At 30.8% G+C, this 23,200-nt stretch carries 22 protein-coding genes; 6 read left to right on the top strand and 16 right to left on the bottom strand.

The window, feature by feature from the left end:
- Window positions 1-47: 47 nt before the first annotated feature.
- From ACVBED_RS03755 to ACVBED_RS03715, 9 genes are all read right to left on the bottom strand, one after another.
- Window positions 48-1,139 carry a DUF6371 domain-containing protein gene (locus ACVBED_RS03755; protein WP_447119587.1) on the bottom strand — a complete coding sequence of 364 codons (1,092 nt, stop codon included), beginning with the start codon at window positions 1,137-1,139 and terminating at the stop codon, window positions 48-50.
- 2 nt (window positions 1,140-1,141) lie between these two features.
- Window positions 1,142-2,707 carry a DNA primase family protein gene (locus tag ACVBED_RS03750; protein ID WP_447119585.1) on the bottom strand — a complete coding sequence of 522 codons (1,566 nt, stop codon included), beginning with the start codon at window positions 2,705-2,707 and terminating at the stop codon, window positions 1,142-1,144.
- Between the two features lie 3 nt (window positions 2,708-2,710).
- Window positions 2,711-3,016, bottom strand: coding sequence for a hypothetical protein (locus tag ACVBED_RS03745; protein WP_447119583.1), 306 nt, complete (start codon window positions 3,014-3,016; stop codon window positions 2,711-2,713).
- Between the two features lie 4 nt (window positions 3,017-3,020).
- The gene (locus tag ACVBED_RS03740) at window positions 3,021-3,302 is read right to left on the bottom strand and encodes a helix-turn-helix domain-containing protein (RefSeq protein WP_447119581.1); all 282 of its coding nucleotides are present in this window, start codon (window positions 3,300-3,302) and stop codon (window positions 3,021-3,023) included.
- A gap of 101 nt (window positions 3,303-3,403) precedes the next feature.
- Window positions 3,404-4,162 carry a hypothetical protein gene (locus ACVBED_RS03735; protein WP_473094525.1) on the bottom strand — a complete coding sequence of 253 codons (759 nt, stop codon included), beginning with the start codon at window positions 4,160-4,162 and terminating at the stop codon, window positions 3,404-3,406.
- Window positions 4,163-4,203: 41 nt separating this feature from the next.
- On the bottom strand, window positions 4,204-4,452 hold the full coding sequence (locus ACVBED_RS03730; protein ID WP_447119576.1) for a hypothetical protein: 249 nt from the start codon (window positions 4,450-4,452) through the stop codon (window positions 4,204-4,206).
- A 140-nt stretch (window positions 4,453-4,592) separates the two neighbouring features.
- Entirely contained in the window at window positions 4,593-4,970 is a 378-nt protein-coding gene (locus tag ACVBED_RS03725) for a hypothetical protein (protein ID WP_447119574.1), read from the bottom strand.
- An 11-nt stretch (window positions 4,971-4,981) separates the two neighbouring features.
- Complete coding sequence (locus ACVBED_RS03720; protein WP_473094524.1) at window positions 4,982-5,527, bottom strand: DUF4468 domain-containing protein; 546 nt, start codon at window positions 5,525-5,527, stop codon at window positions 4,982-4,984.
- A 40-nt stretch (window positions 5,528-5,567) separates the two neighbouring features.
- A complete protein-coding gene (locus ACVBED_RS03715) occupies window positions 5,568-6,857 on the bottom strand; it encodes a phage integrase SAM-like domain-containing protein (protein ID WP_473094523.1) in 1,290 nt (429 codons plus the stop codon).
- A gap of 310 nt (window positions 6,858-7,167) precedes the next feature.
- Between ACVBED_RS03715 and ACVBED_RS03710 the strand changes: the two genes are divergently transcribed.
- The gene (locus ACVBED_RS03710) at window positions 7,168-7,878 is read left to right on the top strand and encodes an ABC transporter ATP-binding protein (protein WP_447119565.1); all 711 of its coding nucleotides are present in this window, start codon (window positions 7,168-7,170) and stop codon (window positions 7,876-7,878) included.
- Between the two features lie 144 nt (window positions 7,879-8,022).
- On the opposite strand, the gene purF is transcribed toward ACVBED_RS03710, so the two are convergent.
- The 6 genes from purF to purB form a co-directional block, all read right to left on the bottom strand.
- The gene (gene purF, locus ACVBED_RS03705; RefSeq protein WP_473094522.1) at window positions 8,023-9,504 is read right to left on the bottom strand and encodes an amidophosphoribosyltransferase; all 1,482 of its coding nucleotides are present in this window, start codon (window positions 9,502-9,504) and stop codon (window positions 8,023-8,025) included.
- Between the two features lie 38 nt (window positions 9,505-9,542).
- Entirely contained in the window at window positions 9,543-10,262 is a 720-nt protein-coding gene (purC, locus tag ACVBED_RS03700) for a phosphoribosylaminoimidazolesuccinocarboxamide synthase (RefSeq protein WP_473094521.1), read from the bottom strand.
- An 18-nt stretch (window positions 10,263-10,280) separates the two neighbouring features.
- The gene (locus tag ACVBED_RS03695) at window positions 10,281-10,982 is read right to left on the bottom strand and encodes a DUF3307 domain-containing protein (protein ID WP_473094520.1); all 702 of its coding nucleotides are present in this window, start codon (window positions 10,980-10,982) and stop codon (window positions 10,281-10,283) included.
- The gene (locus tag ACVBED_RS03690; RefSeq protein ID WP_447119561.1) at window positions 10,979-11,587 is read right to left on the bottom strand and encodes a SatD family protein; all 609 of its coding nucleotides are present in this window, start codon (window positions 11,585-11,587) and stop codon (window positions 10,979-10,981) included. Before ACVBED_RS03690 ends, ACVBED_RS03695 begins: the two co-directional genes overlap by 4 nt.
- A 123-nt stretch (window positions 11,588-11,710) precedes the next feature.
- Window positions 11,711-15,400, bottom strand: coding sequence for a phosphoribosylformylglycinamidine synthase (locus ACVBED_RS03685; RefSeq protein ID WP_447119559.1), 3,690 nt, complete (start codon window positions 15,398-15,400; stop codon window positions 11,711-11,713).
- 68 nt (window positions 15,401-15,468) lie between these two features.
- Window positions 15,469-16,896, bottom strand: coding sequence for an adenylosuccinate lyase (gene purB / locus ACVBED_RS03680; RefSeq protein ID WP_473094519.1), 1,428 nt, complete (start codon window positions 16,894-16,896; stop codon window positions 15,469-15,471).
- Between the two features lie 168 nt (window positions 16,897-17,064).
- Here purB and ACVBED_RS03675 point away from each other — a divergent pair, with 168 nt between their 5' ends.
- Window positions 17,065-18,663, top strand: a complete 1,599-nt coding sequence (locus ACVBED_RS03675; protein ID WP_473094518.1) for a GMC family oxidoreductase — start codon at window positions 17,065-17,067, stop codon at window positions 18,661-18,663.
- Window positions 18,664-18,727: 64 nt separating this feature from the next.
- Complete coding sequence (locus tag ACVBED_RS03670; protein WP_447119557.1) at window positions 18,728-20,089, top strand: aldehyde dehydrogenase; 1,362 nt, start codon at window positions 18,728-18,730, stop codon at window positions 20,087-20,089.
- A 39-nt stretch (window positions 20,090-20,128) separates the two neighbouring features.
- Here the strand turns inward: ACVBED_RS03670 and ACVBED_RS03665 are convergent, their stop codons facing one another.
- The gene (locus tag ACVBED_RS03665) at window positions 20,129-20,713 is read right to left on the bottom strand and encodes a thioredoxin family protein (protein WP_447119555.1); all 585 of its coding nucleotides are present in this window, start codon (window positions 20,711-20,713) and stop codon (window positions 20,129-20,131) included.
- 72 nt (window positions 20,714-20,785) lie between these two features.
- Here ACVBED_RS03665 and ACVBED_RS03660 point away from each other — a divergent pair, with 72 nt between their 5' ends.
- The 3 genes from ACVBED_RS03660 to ACVBED_RS03650 are packed head-to-tail and all read left to right on the top strand — an operon-like array spanning window position 20,786 to window position 23,200.
- On the top strand, window positions 20,786-21,661 hold the full coding sequence (locus tag ACVBED_RS03660) for a lysophospholipid acyltransferase family protein (RefSeq protein WP_473094517.1): 876 nt from the start codon (window positions 20,786-20,788) through the stop codon (window positions 21,659-21,661).
- Between the two features lie 11 nt (window positions 21,662-21,672).
- Window positions 21,673-22,635, top strand: coding sequence for a glycosyltransferase family 2 protein (locus ACVBED_RS03655; protein ID WP_447119553.1), 963 nt, complete (start codon window positions 21,673-21,675; stop codon window positions 22,633-22,635).
- A 7-nt stretch (window positions 22,636-22,642) separates the two neighbouring features.
- On the top strand, window positions 22,643-23,200 hold the full coding sequence (locus ACVBED_RS03650) for a 3'-5' exonuclease (RefSeq protein ID WP_447119551.1): 558 nt from the start codon (window positions 22,643-22,645) through the stop codon (window positions 23,198-23,200).

The following is a 23,200-nucleotide window of genomic DNA, read 5'->3' as shown; positions in this document are numbered from 1 at the left end:
CTTTAGATAATTTATTAAAAAATAATGTTTTGTTATGGGCGCATTTCTTACATTTCGTGCATTTCAAAATAATAATCTGCCAAATCAAAACCGCTTTCAAATTCTGTAAGTTCTATTAAATTACTCACTGCTATTTTAAAACCTTTTGCGTTTAAATCGTTGGATCTTCGTAACCAGTCGTTATATTCGCCTTTATCAGGGTACGCAATAACATCACGTTTTTTTAGCGGTTCTAATAATTCAGATTTAAAATTTCCTTTGCTTCCAGTAGCCAACCAAATAAACTCGGGTAAAAAAATACTCATTACTATTGCGGTTTTTTCACTTTCGCAAATTGCAATTGTCTTTTGATAGTCTTCATTTATACGGTGCAAACCAAATAAGCATTGACAAAGATTGAAATCAGGCTTTTTAGTGGCTTTATGTAACCAATTGATATGATTGTAAGGCTCTTTTATTCTTTTGCCTTTATACTTATCGTATAGCATTATTTTTGCGCTTCTAATCTTATCCTTATTGTCTATTTGCCAAAAGACGGTTGCATCATTCCAAAAATGGTTTGTACTTGTAATAAAATAATTTTGCTTTGCTTTCAAAACCTCATCTTTAGAAAATTTACTTTTTAGAAATTCTGTTAAATTATCAGTTTGTAAATTCTTGTGATACATTTTATCAAATAAATCTAAACTGTGAAAACTCGGTGCAACTTTTGGCGGTGGCGGTGCGCTTCTAATTTCATTTATAAAAACCATCTTATCAGGATTGAAATATTTACTTTCATTACTCAAATAATTAATAGTTAAAGTTTTTAAAAACCATTCTGTAATCCAGCAATTATCTTTTGTTTGCTCCAGTATTTGCGACTTTGGTATAATTGAAATAATGCCGTTTAAATCTATTAATTTATACGCTTTTTCTGTTATACTATTTAAAGCCAAAAACTCTATTTTAAAGGTTCGTTTGCCCTTTGGTGGTGCTTTGTGATAATTGCAATTTGTTGAGCGGTCGCACCGTCCAAAATCAGAAGTTAAAAAGTTGCCTGTTTCAATATCTACATAAAAAACAAAACTCTTTTTATTACAATTAGGGCAAACATATTTCTTACTACTTTTATCTAATATGTATCTAAACGCTTCCATAACTAATAATTATTATTTTTATCAGTTGTAATGTATGCCACGTTACCAATACTTAAACGATTAACCAGGATTTTAAAGTGGTTTAATCGCTTCATAAAGTTTGATTTATTTACCGGTCTAAAACCATCTTCAATACAAAAATATTTATACTGTGCGTATAGCGTACTAATTGCGGTGTAATCAGTTGCCGTTTTATATTCAAACTCATCTATAAACATTTTTACGCTATCGCTTTGCTTTTCGTAATTGCTTCGGGCGTTTTCTACGGCTTCGCATTTACTAAAATTCTTCTGCTCCATTACTCTGTCAAGTCCTTGCAAAATCCAGTTAAACACGCCCGATAATTCGTTATTAATAATTTTTTGCGGTAACTGTTTATCTTGTTTGTCTTCTGCAATAGTAACATCAAAACCAATAATTAAAAACCGTCTGAAATAGGCGTTTGTATGTTCCACGTCTTTGGGTAATTCATTACAGTTGAAAATTAACTTTGCGTAATCATTTAATATAAACGGTTCAGAATAAGGCAAACGCGCTTCTATTGGTTCGCCCGATGCCATTTGCTTAAAAATATCCGTTTCAAGTTTGCCGTTTATTTCACTCGCATAGTTTACCAGTTTGTTACCGATCTTCGCCCTAAAATATCCGTTATCATTTGTTAAACTTTGTAATGAGTAATTACTAATATTTTCAGTTCCCAAAAGTGCGTTGAGTATTTCAAAAAAAACACTTTTGCCATTCGCTCCAGTTCCATACAAAATCAGCATTTTTTCAAGTTTCAAAACGCTCGGTTTTATGAAAATATAGCCACAATATTCTGCAAAGATTTGTTGCTTATCCTTATCAGGCAAAACCTCATTTAAATACTTTTGAAATAATGGTGCGGTTGCTTCGGGTTCGTACTCAAATGGTAATTGGTGCGTAATAAAATCCTTGCTTTCAAATGGTCTTAAACCTCTTTTTTTAGGTGTTATTTCAAACGTTCCATTTTGTAAATTTATTAATACATTATTTTTTTTGATCTTTGGCGTTGGCAAATAAGCATCAGATAGAAATTGTTTAAATAACTCATCTTTGAAAGTATGAATTTTGCCTTTAAACTTTTCTACGCCCATTTTTAAAGCCACGTTGCCCAAAAAAGACTGAAAACATTCTTTGTCTATTTCCCACCAATAGCAACCATTATACACATAAATGTATCCGTTTTTTTTACATAATCCCCAATTATTATTTTTTGCAATTTTGATTAGTTGCTCCACGCAAAGAATTAAATAATGGTTTTTACTTAATTTATATTTTAGAATTTTCTTTGCTAAAATATTATAATTTTTTTCTTCAATTTCGGTTAATTCTGCACCGCTATTTAATTTTTTATCTAATATTTCAAATTGCTTTTTTACGGTTTCACTTTCAGGAAATGCCAAAAGCATAAAATCTATTTGCCCGATACTTTTTGATAGTTCCTGTAAAATGTCATCAGTTGAATTATTGTGTAATTCAATACTATTTGTAAGTTTTGATATATCATTTGTGATTAGATTTTTAAGATTTTCTTTATTAATTTCCATACTCTAAAACTTTTTAATAGGTTTTACTTTAGGAAATAACTCTTTATTTGTTGTAAGATACCACGCTGTAAAACCAGTTTCTTTACAATGCTTTTTTTCAATTTCATAGATTAAACCTCGTTTTTCCAAATCTCTTTTGTACCGGCAAATAGATTTTTGCGGTATTCCAGTGGCAATACTAACCATTGAAGCGGTGGCGGTGTTTAAATGTAAATAGTTAAATATGGTTTTCTTTTGGTTTTGAAAAAATGTATCTTTAGCCAGTCTTAAATCATTAAAATTTTGGCTGTGGGTGTTGTTGGTACTCATAGCCTTATTTTTTTAATGGAATTAAACTTTCTAAAATTTGTGCTTTTTTGTAGTATCTGCGGTTACCAATGCCAAACGCTGAAACTTTTCCCTTATTAGTCCAATGCCATAAAGTGCTACTATCTATTTGTAGCAATTTACAGGTTTGTTCTCGGGTTAATAACTCATCGGGATCTTGAGTGTTGAAACTTTTTTTAAAGTCTTCTAATTGACTTTTAACGCCCTGTTTGATTAACTCTGTTAATGCTTCGGGACTTACATTTTGAAGTAAGATTGAATTTTGCATTTTGCTAAATATTTTAAATTATTATTTAGCGAAATTGCGCCTATCGGTTTGGTACTGTTTGTGGTACTCGTACCATTCCAGTACCGTTTTTTGTAATCGTTTTATTCAGTAGGTAAACGGCTTTTAAAATAATCATCTACTGGTATCTTTTCAGCTTCACAATGTGAAATTATTTTACTCATCATATCAGGTGAATTAAATATATTTTTGTTTGCGTTTTCTTTATCTTTATAATTATTTATTGAAGCTAAAATATATTTATTATAACTACAGTCTCCTAATTCTTTTGCTATTTTTGGTGGAGTACATCCGCTTTTCATTACAGTATCATTATTTTTAGTAAGTTCAAAATATTTATTCATTGTTCCCTTCGCAAAAAACAAACCTACTTTAAATAAATATTGTGTTTTATAAATCTCATCAGGTTTAATGTTTTTTGTTTGTTGAGGTGCAAACAATTCTATTTTCTTTAATTCCAAAAATTCAATTATTTCACTACAATAAAACCGTATTTCAACCCAGTCAATTCGTTCGTGTTGGCTCTCAAAAAAATCAATTTCAATTCTTTTATTTTCTCTATACTCGTTTGAATTTACTTTAAAATTTGAGGTTTTTTTATCAATTTTTGTTCCTGTAACATACGAAGCGACTTCTTTAATAAATTCAAAATATTCTATTTGATTAATAACTGAAATTTTATTTATTTGATTTTCAATTTTTATAAATTCATTTTCGTAATCTAAATTAGATTGTAGGAAAACATCAAAATTTAAATCTATAATATTTTCGTGTTCGTAATGGTTTAAGACATTTTTTATAACTTCTTTGTCTTCTCCGTTTGTGCTAAATAATCTATTCATCTTTACCTTTTAATTTACAAAATGTACTTTTAAAACAAATTTTATTTTCTTGGATTTTGATAAGAAGAAAAAAGCACCTCTTCACTTTTTTTCTTATCATTTAAAATAATATTTCCTTCCTTGTCTATACTATTCCAGTTGTGACAAGAATGACATTTTAAATTAAATTCACCAGTTTTAATATTTATTTCAATCTGTGACAATGCTTTCATATTTTTGAAAGTACATTTACCGTTTTCAAAAATCCCCAAAACACTACTGCAAGAAGTACAAATTATTTTCTTTTCCATTTTTCTAATTTAAAATTAATGTATGAAATGTACAAAATGCACGTTAAAAAAAAAATTAATTTACTAAAATAAAAAATAATAATGTAAAAAAAACCTCGCAAAATGCAAGGTGTAATTTAGAATGATTCTAAATAAGAATTTTATTTAATGTAAAAATTTGAATAAATTTTGTCTCTGTCATTAAGGTAATAAATGCTGTGATTCAGAGTGTCTTTATCGACAATTCTATAAGCATTTATTTTGTGAAAAGATTTATCTTTATATTTAATAAGATTTTTACTTGCTACCAAAGTATCTAACGTGGGTAAATATAACTCAAAATCTTTAGACATTCTTTTGTATGTTAGTTCGTAAGCATCTTTACCAGATAATTCTGTTTCATCAAACTTAAAGTTAGAAATATCTTTGTCGGACATTTGTAAATCTTTAGACTTCAAATCATTTTTTACAAAATCAATTCTCTTATTCGTACACGAAAATAAAATCGCAATTATCGGAAGTAATAATACTTTTTTCATAATAGTAGTTTTTACCAATTATCGTTTTTTTGTTCTTTGATAGAAGAAACAAAATCCATTAAAACCTTATTTGTAGCGTCCTGTTCGCTTTGAATTAAATCTGAATACATTGACCTAACTGATCCATCTTTTTTAAAATAATTCATTGGATTGCTCATTAATAGATTTATACCATCTCCAGTAAATCCCATACTATCCCTACGTTCATTTAATTTTGTAATAGAAAGTCTAATTTTATTATCTTTTATATCTATATCAAAATAATATTCTAAATCAAAATAATATTTTGTTAAAGCAACTTTCCAAAGTATAGAATTTTTAGAAATTCCATTAAAACTAATAAATTCATTTTCAATATTTCCTTTTGACACTTTATCGGGATTGGTATAATTCTTTTGGATATACTTATTAACCCGTGAATAAATTTCTTTCGCAGATAAACCGTCTAAATTTATCACTTGTATTGCATTTGTCAAACCATCTTTTGTAATTTCTACTTTGGTTTGCGCAAATGATAATCCAAAAATAAAAATCAATAAGTAAAATAGTTTTTTCATAATGTTTAATTTTTATCAAATATATTAATTAATCTGCTATTTAAAAATAATTAGTTAATTCCATTGCCAAATCCTTATTGCTTTTGCCTAAATAACTTCGGAAAATAAGTTCACTTGAATGTCCGGTAACATTTAGTAAATAAGTTGTTGGTATAGTTCCGTAAAAATTAGTGGCAAAACTTCTGCGCCCGATATGGCTCGTTATTAGTTCCCATTTTTTAAACATTCCTTCTTCTTTGCGGTATTGTTTAACCTCATCTTTAGATTTTTTTTTGTCATCTTTATTAAGATCAGTTAATTTGCTCCCTTTAACCAGTTCGTTAATTTCTGCAATACGGCAAACATCTTTTATAAATAAATTATATTTCGGGTCTGAAATTACTTTTGGAAAATCTCCGTTTCTTTTTTCTAATATTTCAATTACTTTTGGGTGTAGCGCAACAGTCATTAATTTACCAGTTTTAACCTGTGTAAATTCTATAAACGGCTTTAAAACGCTTTGTTTATTTTTCTCATATCTAATCATAGATTTATCAAAACGCATAAAATCGGAAATCCGCTGTGCTGTGTAGCAACTAATAATTAACCAGTCTTTTGCGTGGTCTTCGTTATCATTTAACCGTCTTTTGTCGATATTTTCAATTTTTTTAAGATCGCCAAATGTTAAATAGATTTTTTCGGTTTTATGATGAGGTGTTTTAATTTTATCTAATTGGTGGCTTGTAATAATGCCGTTATATTTTGCGTGGTTGCAAACGGTTTTAATAGTTCTTAAATCTTTGGAAATAGTATTTAAAGCGTAATTATTTTTTAAACAATAATTTTCAAAATCAATTTTAAATTTATCGTTTATATCTGCAATTTTAATTTTTGTTTTTAAAGTGAGTTGGTAACGCTCCAGTAAATGTTTTGTTACATTATACTTTTTTTGAGTACCTATTGTAATTTCATTTTTTTTGGCATCAATAAAATAATCAAAATATTTCAAAAGTTCCGTTGGTATTTCGTCTGCTTCTTTTGGTGGATTATAATAATTATCAATTTGAAGTTGTAACCATTCTTTATTTACTTCATCAGAATTAATACTATTAAAAGCATTTAAAACGTGGTTTTCAATCTTATTGAGTTCGTTGTTTACTTCTGTTTGTTTATTTGTAATTTCAATATCTTTAGACTTCTTTTTGTGTTGTTTGCTCCAGTAATCTTTTGAAACTTCCACCTTTGTATTTGCACCAAAAACAAAATCAGTTTCACTAAAACGATATAATAAACGCAAAATTAAATACGCTTTTGGCTTGGTGGATCGGTACAAAAAGTTAATAGTTGCCATTTCAAAATCTTTATTTCAACAAATTTAATATATTTGTACGGTAATTGTACGATTAAATGAAATTTATTTCAAATGAATACAAACTAAAACAATAAAATTTATGTAGGAAATACGCTTTAATCATTGCAATAACAGATATTTATCTAAATAGAAGTAATTAAACCAATAAGTAGTTTTTTACTAATTGTAGTTCAGTCGAGGTCACAAAAAAAAGAAAATCAAGTAATTGGTTTTCTTTTTTTTATCCTTTATTTTCTTAGATTTACCGCTTATATTTATTAAAAATAAAAACGCCGGAATATTTCAATAAATGACAATTGACATTATAAATCTGACAAAGAAATTTGGTGCACAAACCGCGTTAAATTCTATAAATATTTCTAGCCATGGTCACGAAATAATTGGTCTTTTGGGCCCAAATGGCGCTGGAAAATCGACTTTAATGAAAAGTATGGTCGGGGCAATAAAAATTGACGAAGGCCAAATTTTATTTGATGGAAAAGATTTTACATTAGAAGAAACAAATACGAAGAAAAAAATAGGTTTTTTACCAGAAGATAATCCTCTTTACAAAGATATGTATGTGAAAGAATATCTAAACTTCGTGGCAGAATTACATCATATTTCAAAAGATAAAATTGAAAGTATCATTGAAAGTTTAGGAATAACCCCTGAAAAATCTAAAAAAATTCATCAGCTATCTAAAGGATTTCAGCAGAGAGTTGGCATTGCTCAAGCGATTATCCACGAACCCGAATTGCTGATCTTAGATGAACCAACCAACGGATTGGATCCGAACCAAATTGTTGAAATTAGAAAAATAATTCAGGAAATTGGACAAAAAAAGACCGTTTTGCTTTCAACGCATATTATGCAAGAAGTGGAAGCAATTTGTACAAGGGTCATTTTAATTGACAATGGTTCAATTATTCAAGATTGTGCGATTGCAGACTTTCAAGCAAAATTTTCTACTTTAGAGGAAGCTTTTCAGAACTATACTGCAAAAATCAACCCCAATTAAATTAATAACTGAGGCTAATTCTTTTCTCCACTATTTGTGTTTTTTTAGTGTTTCAATCTTTCTAATTTACTTATAAGTATCTGATAACAAAGGTATAAACTATTTGTAAGTATAAATAAGGAAAAACACCCTTTTTTTCAAGAATTAAAATAATATACTTTCTTCCCCTTTTTTTACAGGATAAATTTCTGTAAAACATCCGAAGCAGTGATTTGCTGAACCCAAAATGCCAATTAAATTTTCCACGCTCAAAAACTCTAAAGAATCAACTCCTAAATAATCTTTCAGTTCTCCAACTGACATATTAGCGGAAATTAATTCGTCCTTTGAAGGCGTATCTATTCCCAAAAAACAAGGTGCGATGATTGGTGGCGATACACTTCGGAAATGAATTTCTTTCGCGCCACATTCTCTTAAAATTTTTACTAAGCGTTTTGCCGTGGTTCCACGTACAACGGAATCGTCAATAATAACTACCCGCTTTCCTTTTATTTCAGAAACAATAGGATTTAGTTTCAGATTGACAACTCTCTCGCGCATCTCTTGTGTAGGCACGATAAACGACCTGCCGATGTAACGATTTTTAATTAAAACAGGACGAAAAGGGATTCCACTGGCTTTAGAAAAACCGATGGCGGCAGGAACGCCAGAGTCCGGAACACCAATTACAATATCTGCTTCAACAGGTGCTTGTTCCCAAATTTTCTCACCAGATTTTTCCCTAATTTCATGAATATTAATATTTTCTAAAATAGAATCTGGCCGCGCAAAATAAATGTATTCAAAAGAGCAAATTTTATTAACACAATCTTCCTTTGCCATAAAAGATTTTAAACCACTTTCATTTTCACTGGTATACACGATTTCTCCTGGTAGAATATCTCGCACATATTGCGCACCAATTGCATCTAAAGCAACAGTTTCAGACGCGCAAACGAAAGTTTTCTCATCAATTGCACCTAAAACCAGTGGGCGTATTCCATTAAAATCACGAAAGGCGAAAAATTTATTGCGTGTCATTCCGACAACAGAATAAGCACCTTCAATCTTTTCCATGGTAATTTTTATAGCTGCTCGTAAACCTAAATCTAAATGTTTTTGAATCAATCTTAAAATCACTTCTGAATCGGACGTTGCGCGAAAAACAACGCCTTCTGCTTCCAACTCTTTTTTTAATTCTTTGGCATTGGTCAGATTTCCATTATGAGCAATTGATAAAATAATTTGATCATATTCATTTTTAGCATAAAATGGCTGGAAGTTGTACTTCTTTTTATCACCAGCCGTTGTATATCTGGTGTGTCCGATCACAGAATTTCCCATAAATGTTTCAGGATCTCTGATACTTTTAAAAAAATCTAAAACTAAACCTTCTTCTTTTAAATTGACAATTTTGCCTTCTTTCATCACCGAAATTCCGCAAGCCTCCTGACCGCGATGCTGCAAGGCAAAAAGTCCAAATTGGGAAAGTGAAAACGTATCAATCGCATTTTCGGAATACAAACCAAAAATACCGCATTCTTCCGACGGCGAATCTGTCGTTTTTTCTTTTAAAAAATTTCTCGCATAAGGTCTGTCCTTAAATTGATCTAAATAATCTTCTTTATATTTTTGATGGATTGACATTTTTTTTATTTTGTTAAACCCTTTAAAGGTTTAAATTTTTATTTATTTAAAGCAATTTTCAGACGGTCATAAATTTCAACATACGCTTCTGTAACATCTCCTAAATCTCGTCTAAATCTGTCTTTGTCTAATTTTTTCATGGTGTCTTTATCCCAAAGTCGACAAGTATCCGGTGAAATTTCGTCAGCTAAAATAATTTTACCATCTGCTGTTTTTCCAAGTTCAATTTTAAAATCAACTAAGATAATATTCATTCTATCGAATAATTCTTTTAAAATTTCGTTGATTTTATTTGTCAAACGGTACATTTCATCTAATTCTTCTCTTGTCGCTAAACCGAGGAATAGTACATGAAAATCATTGATTAACGGATCGCCAAGTTTGTCTTCTTTAAGACATAAATCAAAAATGGTAACCGGTGATTTGATCCCTTCTTCAATGCCTAATCTTTGCGCCATACTTCCAGCAGAATAATTACGCACAACCATTTCTATCGGAATTATCTTCACTTTTTTCACCAATTGTTCACGGTCATTCAACTGCTTGATAAAATGCGTTTCGATACCATTTTCATTTAAATATTCGAAAATAAGCGTCGTAATTGCGTTATTCATTTCGCCTTTACGATCAAAACTTCCACGCTTTTGTGCATTAAAAGCCGTCGCATCGTCTTTAAACTTCACAATAACTTCATTTTCCAAATCTGTAGCATAGATTTGCTTAGCTTTTCCCTCATAAAGCATTTCTCCTTTTTGCATTTTTTTAATTTTATTTATTTAAAAAACATTAACTATAATTCCTGTTATTACGGCAATCCCAAAACTTAATAAAGTTCCAATTAAAACGTATTCCGTCAATTTTCTCTTTTTTGCTTCGGCCAAATCACTAAATCTAAAAACAGATTTTGCGGCAATCATAAAACCGACGCCTTCCCAATGATTTATGATTATAAATGTGAGAACCAAAAGTCTTTCTAAAATTCCGATATATTTTCCTGCATTTACTAGTGAATCTGTTTGTATTTTACTGTGTTCAATAGTTATTGGTGACCATGCAGCTAATAAATTTTTGATAAAAATAGAAGTTGGAACCGTTAAAAAAACAGCTGCTACAAGGTATTTTAGAAAAAAAGGATTTTGTAAATAATTAAAATCAATTTCTTTATAGTAAGCAGAAATTACAAAAATTACCACAAAATGTAAAAACTGATCTAAAAAAAACCACCATCTTTTTGTCTTTCTGGTCTGAAAATATAATTTTAAAACATCAATTAAGTAATGAGAAAAACCCACTATCAAAGGAAGATACCATAAACTTAAATCCCAAAGAAAAATAAATACGAATAAAATATGAAGTAAAACATGGAAATACAAGTACTTGCTTTTGATTTTTTTCTGCTCTTTATCAAGCACCCATTTGTCTGGCTGGAAAATGAAATCTCCCAATAAATGTGCTAATATGAGTTTTAAAAAAATCATAATTCTGCTAATTTTTTTCTAAAATAAGTATCTGTTTCTAAAATTAGATTATAATTCGCTCTTTTAAATCTTTGACTGACTGACGATTGTGAAATATTTAATTTCTTAGCGAGTTCGTCTTGGGTTATATTTTTATTTTTTAAAAGTTCGAAAACTGTTTCTGCAACTGGCGGTGTCCAATTATCCATGGTTTCTGAAGCCCAGCTAAAAATTAAATTTAGGTCATCATCAAAATTTTTATTATCAGAATTTACAAGCAAATTAATTTTTTCCTTCTTTAAATTTTCAAAATTTCTACCTGAATTTACAAAAGCACTTCCATTAGAAAGTGAAACCTTCTTCATTGCCAAATCCCTTGTGCCAAATCCTATAGATATTCTGATATCTAAATTTTTGATCATTTTAATCTGTGATTTTAACTTCAAAATAATTAAAAAAACTTCTCTTGCGTCCTCAATATAATATTGAAATTCGTCACCACGAAAAATCTCCCACTTTTGCTGATTTTTAAAATCCTCACCAATAGCAATCTCCAAAGCCTTTAACCACTTTTTTGAATCTACTTTTTGCGAATTTACAATGTCGCCTGTAATTACTGCTTCCATATCTCAAAAATACAACAATTATAAGTTAATTTACTTATAATTCATTTTATAATACAAATCACTTATAATTTATTTTATAATACAATTTGCTTATAACTTTAAATATAATACAAATCGCTTATATTATTTAAAATAATCAACGCCATTTTTAAATATGTTATGATAGTTCGCGGAAGGAATATTTTTTAATAAACCTTCACTGTATCTCTCGGTATGTCCCATTCTACCATAAATTTTACCACCTTCACTTGTGATTCCTTCAATTCCGAAAAGGGATTGATTTGGATTAAAAGGCATACCATGTGCAAGTCTACATTCAAAATCTACATATTGCGTCGCGATTTGTCCATTCTTATATAATTGCTCAATAATTTCCTTTGAAGCCATAAAACGACCCTCTCCATGAGAAACTGGAATTGTATAAATTTCATCTTTCATTCCCGACAACCAAGGCGATTTATCATTAATAACTTTCACGTTGACCATCTGGGAAATATGTCTTCCAATCGCGTTATGTGCTAAAGTTGGCGCATTTTCGTCTAAAGTTTTAATCTGACCGAAAGGCAACAATCCAGATTTCACAAGTGCTTGAAAACCATTGCAAATTCCTAAAATTAAACCATCCTTATCTAAAAACTCATGAATAGCATCTTTCATTCTGTTATTCTTTAAAACATTTACCATAAATTTTGCCGAACCATCAGGCTCATCACCGGCGGAAAATCCTCCAGAAAAAACTAAAATCTGAGATTGTTTAATTTTTTTCACCCAGTTCTCGATGGATTCTTCCATACTTTGATGGCTTAGATTTACGAAAGGTAAACTATCCACTTTCGCACCTTCTTTTCGGAAAGCATTTTGGGTTTCATACTCACAATTGGTTCCCGGAAAAATTGGTGCAAAAACTTGCGGTATTCCAATATTGTGCGAAATAATATTAATTGATCTTTGATTTGTACCCTGCAAATTTTCACTAAACTCAATGATAATCTTTTCGCTTTCTACCGTTGGATAAACACTTTCAAATGTAAACGTATTAACTTCAAGTAATTTATTAATATTAAATTCTAAATCATTGATTTTCAATGACTCATTATTTTTTACTTCACCTATAAGTTTAAGTAAATTAAAATCAAATTGCTCAGTACTTTCAATTAAAAGACCGCCAATATTTTTAGATAAAAGTAAATCATTATCTAAATTAATTTCAGCACCTAAAAGATTACCAAACGACATTTTAGCCAGCGCAACTGCTACGCCGCCATCTTTAATAGTTTTAACGGAAATGATTTTTTTAGCAGAAATATTAGAATAAATAAAATCGAAAATTTTAATTAATTCAGCATATTTTGGTAAGCCATTTTCATCATAATTTGCTTTAAAATGATAAATGAAATTTCCAGCGTGTTTAAATTCTGGCGAAATAATAGTATCAATAATTCCATTGGCACAAGCGAAAGAAATCAAGGTTGGTGGCACATTAATATCCTGAAAAGTTCCGCTCATAGAATCTTTGCCCCCAATTGCAGCCAAACCTAATTTCATTTGTGCATCATATGCTCCAATTAAAGAAGATAAAGGTTTCCCCCACTTTTCAGGAACATTACCTAATTTTTCAAAATATTCTTGAAAACTTAGTCTTATATTTTTATAATTCCCGCCCATTGCGACAATCTTGGCAACGCTTTCTACGACTGCTAAACTTGCACCAACCAAAGTATTTTGCTCTGAAATTTCAGCATCAAAACCCCAACTTGCTAAAGAAACTGTTTTTATATTTTTTGCATTTAAAACCGGTAAAGTCTGTACGCTTCCTTCCATTTCAGTGTTCTGAAATTTTCCACCTAAAGGAACCATAACTGTTGTCCCGCCAACTGTAGAATCAAACATCTCCTGCAATCCTTTTTGAGACGCAGAATTTTTTTCAGCTAGTTTTTTATAAAAATTATTTTCATTAAAAACTAAATTATCTAAGCTAATTTCCTTTAAATGAGAAACTTGTACGCTTTGTTTCTTTGCACAACCATTTGTCTCTAAGAATTCGCGGCTCAAATCAACAATTTTTTTGTTTTGCCAAAATATCTGCATTCTATTGCTGTCAGTAACTTTGGCAACTTCAACCGCCATGAGATTTTCGACTTTACAAAGGTTAATAAACGCCGTTTTATCTTTAGCTTCAATTACAACTGCCATTCTTTCCTGAGACTCAGAAATAGCGAGTTCTGTTCCATTTAAACCATCGTATTTAAGATGCAAATTATTTAAGTTAATTTCCAGTGAATCAGCTATTTCCCCAATTGCTACAGAAACACCACCCGCTCCAAAATCGTTGCATTTTTTAATTAATTTTGTGACTTCAGGATTGCGAAATAAGCGCTGAATCTTTCTTTCTTCCACCGCATTTCCTTTCTGAACTTCTGTGGAAAGTTGATGAATCGCGTTTTCATCCTGCTCTTTCGAACTTCCAGTTGCACCACCTACTCCATCCCGACCTGTTGCACCGCCTAAAACAATTACTAAATCACCCTTTTCAGGCTTTTCGCGACGTACCCAATTTTTTGGAACGGCGCCCACCACAAAACCTACTTCCATTCTTTTGGCTTTATAACCTTCGTGGTAGATTTCATTAACAGAAGTTGTCGCTAAGCCTATTTGATTTCCATAGGAAGAATAGCCATTTGCGGCTTTTTTAGAAATAATTCTTTGAGGTAATTTTCCTGCTAAAGTTTCAGAAACTGGTTCTAAAATATTTCCCGCACCAGTTAAACGCATCGCTTGGTAAACAAATGCTCTTCCGGATAAAGGATCACGAATTGCGCCGCCAATACAAGTTGAAGCACCACCAAAAGGTTCTATTTCTGTTGGGTGATTGTGGGTTTCATTTTTAAATAACAAATACCAAGGTTCTTTCTTGCCGTCATATTCAACTTCGATTTGGATGGTACAGGCATTTATTTCATCAGTGATGACAAGATTATCTAATTTCCCTGTTTTGTAAAAATATTTTCCGCATACTGTTGCCAAATCCATTAGAGAAATTGGTTTTTCTTCTCTTCCTAAAAACTTTCTTTTATCTAAATAATCATTAAAAATAGTTTTTAAAACTTCAGAGAAATTACCTTTAAATTCAATATCGGTAAGTTCCGTTTCAAAAGTAGTATGGCGGCAATGATCACTCCAGTAAGTATCTAAAACCTTTAATTCTGTTTCTGTGGGATTTCGATTTTCAGATTTAAAATAATCCTGAATAAATTGTAAATCATCAAAGCCAAAAGAAAAACCATGTTCTTCATAAAAAGCCTTCAAATCACTCTCATCGAAATCATTAAAGTTATTATAAATAGGAACTTGGGAGGCAATATTTTGTTCTGGAACTTCTAAAATATTTAGATTTTTTTCCTGCGATTCTACCTTATTAATGAAATTATCTTTAATTTTTTTTAAATCTTCATCATTAATTTCAGGGACCGAAATTAATTTTCCACTCCGGATTTTAACGTCATTATTTCCAGTCAGTAACGCGCTGCATTGTTCGGCAGAATCGGCTCTTTGATCATATTGACCTGGCAAAAACTCCACTGCAAAAAAGGGAAATTTTGTAGGATTTTCTAAATGTAAAATATCAGTAACTGAATCGCATAAAGTATTTTGAACAAATTCTTGAAAATATTTTTCCTCAATATTAAATAAGTCGTAAATATTATAAACTTTTACGTTAGAAACAGAAGGTGCAATATCTTTAATTTCAGCTAACGTAGCCGGACTTTCAATGTCAAATAAACCTCTTTTTTCTATAAAAATTCTTTTGTTCATGATTATAATTACATTTTAATTTTATATCTTTTTAAATAAAAAATGCAGCCCAAAAAGACTGCATTATATTATACTTTAAGTTCTGATTTTAAGCCGATTAAGTGGCGGTATTTATCAAGTACGGGTTTTATTTCGTAGTTTATAAATTCCTCTGTTTGTATTGGTGCAAAGCCGATAAATTTGTGGGGATCTAAACCACTTTTTAATTTGGATTTATCTAATTTTAGCGAATCATCATTTATAATCCTTTCTATTAAATCGTTTTCTAAACCCTCCTCTTTTACCTTTTTACTCGCTTCCATCGAGTGAATACGGATTTTTTCATGAATTTCTTGCCGATTTCCACCCGCTTTCACTTCTTCCATAATAATATATTCAGTCGCCATGAAAGGCAATTCTTCCTGAATGTGCTTATTAATTCTATTGGGATAAACCACCAGACCATTCATTATATTATCCCAAATCAAAAGTATCGCATCGACTGATAAAAAGGCTTGTGGAATCGTTAATCTCTTATTTGCAGAATCATCTAAAGTTCTTTCAAACCATTGCGTAGCTGCAACCATCGCCGAACTTGAAGCCAATGACATAACAAATTTTGCCAAGGCGCCAACTCTTTCACTTCGCATGGGATTGCGTTTATAAGCCATTGCTGACGAACCAATTTGATTTTTCTCAAAAGGTTCTTCTATTTCTTTTAAGTTTTGAAGTAATCGTAAATCATTGCTGAATTTATGCGCAGATTGTGCAATATTCGATAACAACGACATGGCTTTAGCATCAATTTTTCTGTCATAAGTTTGTCCCGAAACACCAAAGACATTAGTAAAACCAAAACGTCTCGACAATTCTTTATCCAAATGCTTTACTTTGCTGTAATCGCCGTCAAATAATTCTAAAAAACTAGCGGCAGTTCCCGTGGTTCCTTTTACGCCGCGAAAACGCAAAGTATCAATAAAAAATTCTAACTCTTCGAAATCTAAAAGCAAACTTTGAAGCCATAAAGTAGCACGTTTTCCAACAGTTGTTAATTGTGCCGGTTGAAAATGTGTAAAACCAAGCGTTGGTAAATCTTTGTATTCTAAGGCAAAAGTAGAAAGCGAATTCATTACAGAAATTAACTTCGCTTTTAAAATATTTAAACCATCCCGAATTTGAATAAGATCTGTGTTATCCCCCACAAAAGCGGAAGTTGCACCCAAATGAATAATCCCGTGTGCGGATGGTGCGACGTCGCCAAACGTGTGCACGTGCGCCATTACATCATGCCGGAATTTTTTTTCATAATCCGCAGCAACCTGATAATCAATATTTTCTACATTATTTTTAAGATCAGAAATTTGTTTATCGGTAATATTTAAGCCTAAATCTTTTTGGATTTCTGCTAAGGCTACCCACAATTTGCGCCAAGTTTGAAACTTGTTATTAGGTGAAAAATTAAAAAGCATTTCTTCACTTGAGTATCGCTCTTCAAGTGGATTTTTATAAGAATTCATTTTAAATTTTTAATGACACAAAAGTAATTGTTTAAAAGCAGAAATAAAAATTAAACATTCTTAAATAAATTTTATTTATCAACATCTTATTTAACGCATTACATAAAAATACACTTTATATAAAATAATGAATTAAATGAATAACTTTAAAAATTAGATTTTTAAAAAATGACTGTTGATTATATAATTATTGGCGCAGGTTCATCTGGAAGCGTTTTAGCAAATAGATTAAGTAAAAATCCTGAAAATTCTGTCTTACTTTTAGAAGCCGGTGGGAAACCCAGTTTTTTATCAAAAATTCCCGGATGGTATAGTTTGTTGAATCGCGGTAAAATGGATTGGGCGTTTTCTACAGAACCTCAAAAATTTGTCAATAATCGAAAAATTTATATCCCGAGAGGGAAGTCTTTAGGCGGTTCCAGTGCAACAAATGCGATGGCTTACGTGCGCGGAAACTCAAAAGATTACAATTCTTGGGAACAAATGGGAAATGAAGGTTGGAATTACAAATCTGTTCTGCCCTATTTTAAAAAATCGGAAAATAATCATTCCTTTAATAATGATTTTCATGGGAAAAGCGGTGAATTAAATGTTTCATTAAGGAAAGAATACAATAAATCAACATACAATTTCATTGAAGCCTGTAAAGAAAATGACTTAAATTTTAATGAAGATTATAACGGTGAAAAACAAGAAGGCTCATCATTTTTACAATTTACAATTGATAAAAATGTTCGACAAAGTACTTATGATGTATTTTTAAAACCGATTTTAGCCCGAAAAAATTTAATTATTAAAGCAAAAACTTTTGTTAAGCGGATTTTAATTGAAAATGGAAAAGCAATCGGTGTTGAAATTTTTACCGAAAAGAACTCATCTGAAAAAATATTTTGTAACAAAGAAGTAATTCTTTGCGCGGGAGCAATTCAATCACCACAACTTTTAAAAGTATCTGGAATTGGTCCGAAAGAAGAATTGAAAAAGTTTAATATCAATTTAGTTAAAGATTTATCTGCAGTTGGCGAAAATCTTAAAGACCACGTTTGGACAGGAACGAGTGATTTTAGTAAGATAAATGGTTTAAATAATATAATTAAAAAATCAGGGTTCGTTAATAACTTATTTCAATACTTTAGGAAAAAAGAATCTTTACTGAACCATTCAATAATTGAAACGACCACATTTTTTAAATCTTCGGAAGATAAAAATAGTCCTGATTTACAATTTCATTTTTCGCCATTACATATGGGAAATAATTACAAAGCAGATCTTTATAATCCCTTTTCATTGCCTACGACAAATGGTTACACGATTTTAGCAATCTTGATTCATCCAGAAAGTTCAGGTTTTGTAGGATTACAATCTAATGACAGTCGCGACGCACCAATTATTCAACCAAATTTTTTATCGAAAAGAAATGATATTAAAAGATTACTAATTGGTTTAAAAAAAGCAATGAAGATAATTGATTCGTCAAGTTTTGATGATGTAAGGTTAAAAAAAATGAACTGGCCGGCTAGAAATTCTACAGATGAAGAATTAATCGAGCATATTAAAAAAACATTGGAAACACTTTATCATCCAGTTGGAACTTGCAGAATGGGTAACGGTGAGAATTCTGTAGTAAATGATAGATTACAAGTACACGGTATTGAAAATCTTCGCGTTGCAGATGCTTCAATTATGCCGGATATTGTATCGGGGAATACAAATGCAGCGTGTATCATGATTGGTGAAAAAGCTTCAGATTTTATTTTAGATAACTAAATAATTTTCGAAAATTTAATGCTCATTTTAAACTAAATTTACTTCTAAATTTTAAAAATAAAGAATGGATTTTCAGAAAATATTAAACAGTCAGAAACAATTTTTTAATACTCAACAAACAAAGGATATCGATTTTCGGAAAAAGAATCTTCAAAAATTAAAAGAGTTGTTGAAAGATAATGAAAAGTTACTTTTGGAGGGAATTGCAAAAGATTTTGGAAAATCAAAATTTGATACTATTTTAACGGAAATCTCTTTCGTTAAAAAAGATATTGAATATTATATCAAAAACTTATCATCACTTTCGAAACCGAAGAAAGTATGGACAAATATAGTTAATCAATTAGGAAACAGTAAAATATACCGCGAACCGTTGGGAAATACTTTTGTCATTGGCGCGTGGAATTACCCTTATCAACTCTCGCTATCACCTATGGTTGCTGCAATGGCTTCGGGAAACACCTGTATTTTAAAACCGAGCGAAATTTCATTTCACTCTTCCGCGGCGATGGCAAAAATTATCAATGAAAATTTTCCGTCCAATTATTTATTTGTGGCTGAAGGTGGCGTTCCAGAGACTACAGAATTATTAAAATTAAAATTTGACAAAATATTTTTTACCGGCTCTACAACCGTAGGAAAAATAGTTTACGAAGCCGCTGCAAAAAACTTGACGCCTGTAACTTTGGAATTAGGTGGAAAATCGCCTGCAATTGTTTCAAAAAAAGCTGATTTAGATATTGCCGCAAAAAGAATAGTTTGGGGAAAATTTTTAAATGCCGGACAAACTTGCGTGGCCACAGATTATATTTTAGTGGAAAATTCCGTAAAGGATGAATTGATTAAAAATTTGAAAAAATATATTGAAAAATTTAGTTACACAGAAGGTTCAGAACAATATACCCAAATCATTAACGATAAAAATTTTGAACGTTTAACTAAATTGATTGATGCTAAAAAAGTGATTTTTGGTGGAAAAACTGATGCTGAAAAAAGATATATTGAACCGACTTTGATGGACAATGTAGCTTGGGAAGATGAAGTGATGCAGGAGGAAATTTTCGGACCTATTTTACCTATTTTAACTTTTACAAAATTTGAAGACGCCTTAGAAAAAATTGCAGCGCACGAAAAACCTTTGGCGGCCTATTTATTTACAGATAATGAATCTGAAAAAGAACTCTTTACTCATCGTATTTCCTTTGGCGGCGGTTGCATTAATGAAACAGTGATGCATTTAGGAAATGATAATTTGCCATTCGGTGGCGTGGGAAGTTCTGGGATGGGACATTATCATGGAAAATTTGGATTTGATGCTTTTTCTCATCAAAAATCCGTATTATCAAAATCAATTTGGGGCGAACCGGATCTGAAATATCCGCCTTACACAAAGGAAAAATTAAAATGGATCAAGAAATTAATGTAAAAAAAAGTCCCGAAAAATAATTTTCGGGACTTTTTAATTTTAGATCTTTGGTGAAAAATCTGAAAAGAATTTTTTTACTTTTTCTAAACTATACCCTTTTCCATCTTCTAAAACAGAACTGTCTTGCGTATGGATTTGTTTTCCATTTTTATCTAAAACAATGAAAACTGGATAACCAAACTTTTTACCTGGATTGCCAAACTTTTCAAATATTTTCTCATTTTTTACTTCTGGAGAATAATTTAAGTGGTAATAAACGTAATTTTTGTCAACCATTTCTTTTAATTCAGGTGTTGTTTGTACATAATTATTAAATCTTAAACACCAGATACACCAATTTCCACCAGCTTGTATCATTACATTTTTATTTTCTTTTTTGGCCTGTGCTACAGCTTCAGAAATTTTTTGGTCCGCATTATCTTCAGGATTATAAATCTTTGGCAATGAAGCTATTTCAGCTTTTGCAGTTGCTTTCTTATCGGCTAAAATTGTTGCACTGTCTTTTACCACTTTAGAACTGTCTGCTTTATTGCTGCTCACAACTTCTGTTTTGCTTTTATTGCAAGACAATAAAGAAAACGCAGCAAAGGATACACTGTAAGTTAGAATTTTTAAATCTTTCATTTTTTTTTGTAAATATAAAGTTTTTAGGTTAATTGTAATTTATTTGTAATGATTAACTTTGCGATTATATCTATGAAATTTTTATTTAAAATACTCCTACTTATTTCTCGGCTACCGTTGCAAATCTTATATTTATTTGCAGACTTCGTCTTTTTCACAAGTTACTACATAGTCGGCTATAGAAAAAAAGTAGTTACTACAAATTTAACAAAATCATTTCCCGAGAAAACATCAACTGAAATTAACAAAATTAGAAAAAAGTTTTACAAAAATTTTTCAGATTATATTGCTGAGACCGCAAAATCATTTACCATCAATGATATTGAACTACGCGTTAGAATGCAGCATTTAAACCAAGATATTTTTCACGACGCAAAAAATGAGGGTAAAAATGTCATTTTATTAGCTGGCCACGTTTTTAACTGGGAATGGTTCACAGCGTTGACTAGAATTACGCCACAAGAAAATTGCCATCCAGTTTATAGAAAAGTAAATAATAGTTTTTGGGAAGAAAAGGTGAAAATGATCAGAAATGGTTTTGGCAACAAAGCTGTGGAGGCCAAAGAAGTCATACGTCATATTTTAAGAAATCCAAATGACGGAAATTCCATTTACATGTTTGTAGCAGACCAAACGCCGCATTCAAGCGAAGTTAATTTTGGGATTAATTTCCTTAATCAACCTACTCCGGCTTTCATCGGTTATGACAAACTGTCAACAAGGATGGATTTAATTTTTGTTTACTGCGAAATGAAAAAAGTGAAGCGTGGCTTTTATCAAGTCAATTATTATAGAATATATCCGGATGGTGAAAAATTTGAAGAATTTGAAGTAGTTAAAAAATTTCACAGACTGCTGGAAAACACAATTAATAAAAGACCTGATAATTGGCTTTGGTCGCACAGAAGATGGAAATATGGCGCCTTAATCAAACATTTTGAAGCTTAAATTTAAGTCAGATGAAAATCAGTATCGTAATATTAAATTGGAACGGCGTTTCTTGGCTAAAAAAGTTTTTGCAAAATGTAATTTCAAATTCACCTCAGGCACAAGTTTATGTTATTGATAATGGTTCTACAGATAATTCTATTTTATTTTTAGAAGAAAATTTTAAATCGGTCTCTATCATTAAGAATTTAAAAAATTTAGGATTTGCGGGCGGTTATAATGAAGGATTAAAAGAAATTCCAGGTGATATATTTTGTCTCTTAAATTCTGATGTGGAAGTCACAGAAAACTGGCTACAACCAATTATAAATCTATTTCTTAAAGACCCAACTATTTCCGCTATTCAGCCAAAAATATTAGATTATAATAGACGGGATTATTTTGAATTTGCCGGCGCCGGAGGCGGTTTAATTGATAATCTCGGTTTCCCATATTGCAGAGGAAGAATTTTTGAAGAACTGGAAGAAGATATAGGGCAATACAATGACGAAACTGAAATTTTCTGGGCGTCAGGCTGTGCATTTTTTATTCGCGCAGATGATTTTAAAATGATGGATGGTTTTGACGCACGCTTTTTTGCGCATCAGGAAGAAATTGATCTTTGTTGGCGGCTAAAAAATATTGGTAAGGAAATTTATTACTGTGGAAAATCGACTATTTATCATGTTGGTGGCGGAACTTTAAATAAACAATCTGCGCATAAAACATTTTTAAATATCAGAAATAATTTGAGTACGTTGCTCAAAAATTTACCTTCAAAATCTTTATTCTGGATTTTACCTTTGCGTTTAATTTTGGATGGATTTGCTGGAATTTATTTTGGACTAAAAAATGGTTTTCCTCATTTCAATGCAGTTTTAAAGGCGCATTTTGGTTTTTACAAACAACTTAAAGGCAGTTTAAAACTTCGTGGAAAATTTCAGGATAAGAATTACTATCAAAGTAAATGGCTTATTTTCAAACATTTTTTTTAAATATTATATGATAAATTTCTGCGCCATAGATTTTGAAACTGCGACAAATGACCGAAATTCTGCGTGTGAATTAGGAATTTGTATCGTGGAAAATGGACAAATTGTTGAAACAAAAAACTGGCTTTTAAAACCACCCAGTTTTCCTTATTTTAATCCTTATAACATTGCTGTTCATGGCATTCAACCAAAGGAAGTTGCGGATGCACCGACATTTGCGGATATTTGGTATGAAGTGGAAGAATTAATTTACGGGAATTTGATATTGGCACACAATGCTAGTTTTGATGCAGGCGTAATGAGAAGTTGTCTGGATTATTATGGGATTTTTAAACCAAAATTAAATTATTTATGCAGTATTTCAATTGCTAAAAAGTCCTGGAAAATGCTGCCAAAATATGGTTTAAAACATTTAGCAGAATTGCACGATATAGAATTTACACACCATCGCGCAGGTGCAGATGCTGAAGTTTGCGCAAAAATTGCGCTACTTGGTTTTGAACATTTGCTTCTCACGAGAAATGACGAAATTAATGAAAGTTTTAAAAAGAATCTGAAAATATTGTAA

Source organism: Halpernia sp. GG3 (assembly GCF_052976925.2).
The sequence above is the reverse complement of the archived record's forward strand: the minus strand, read 5'-3'. Positions and strand labels throughout refer to the sequence as shown.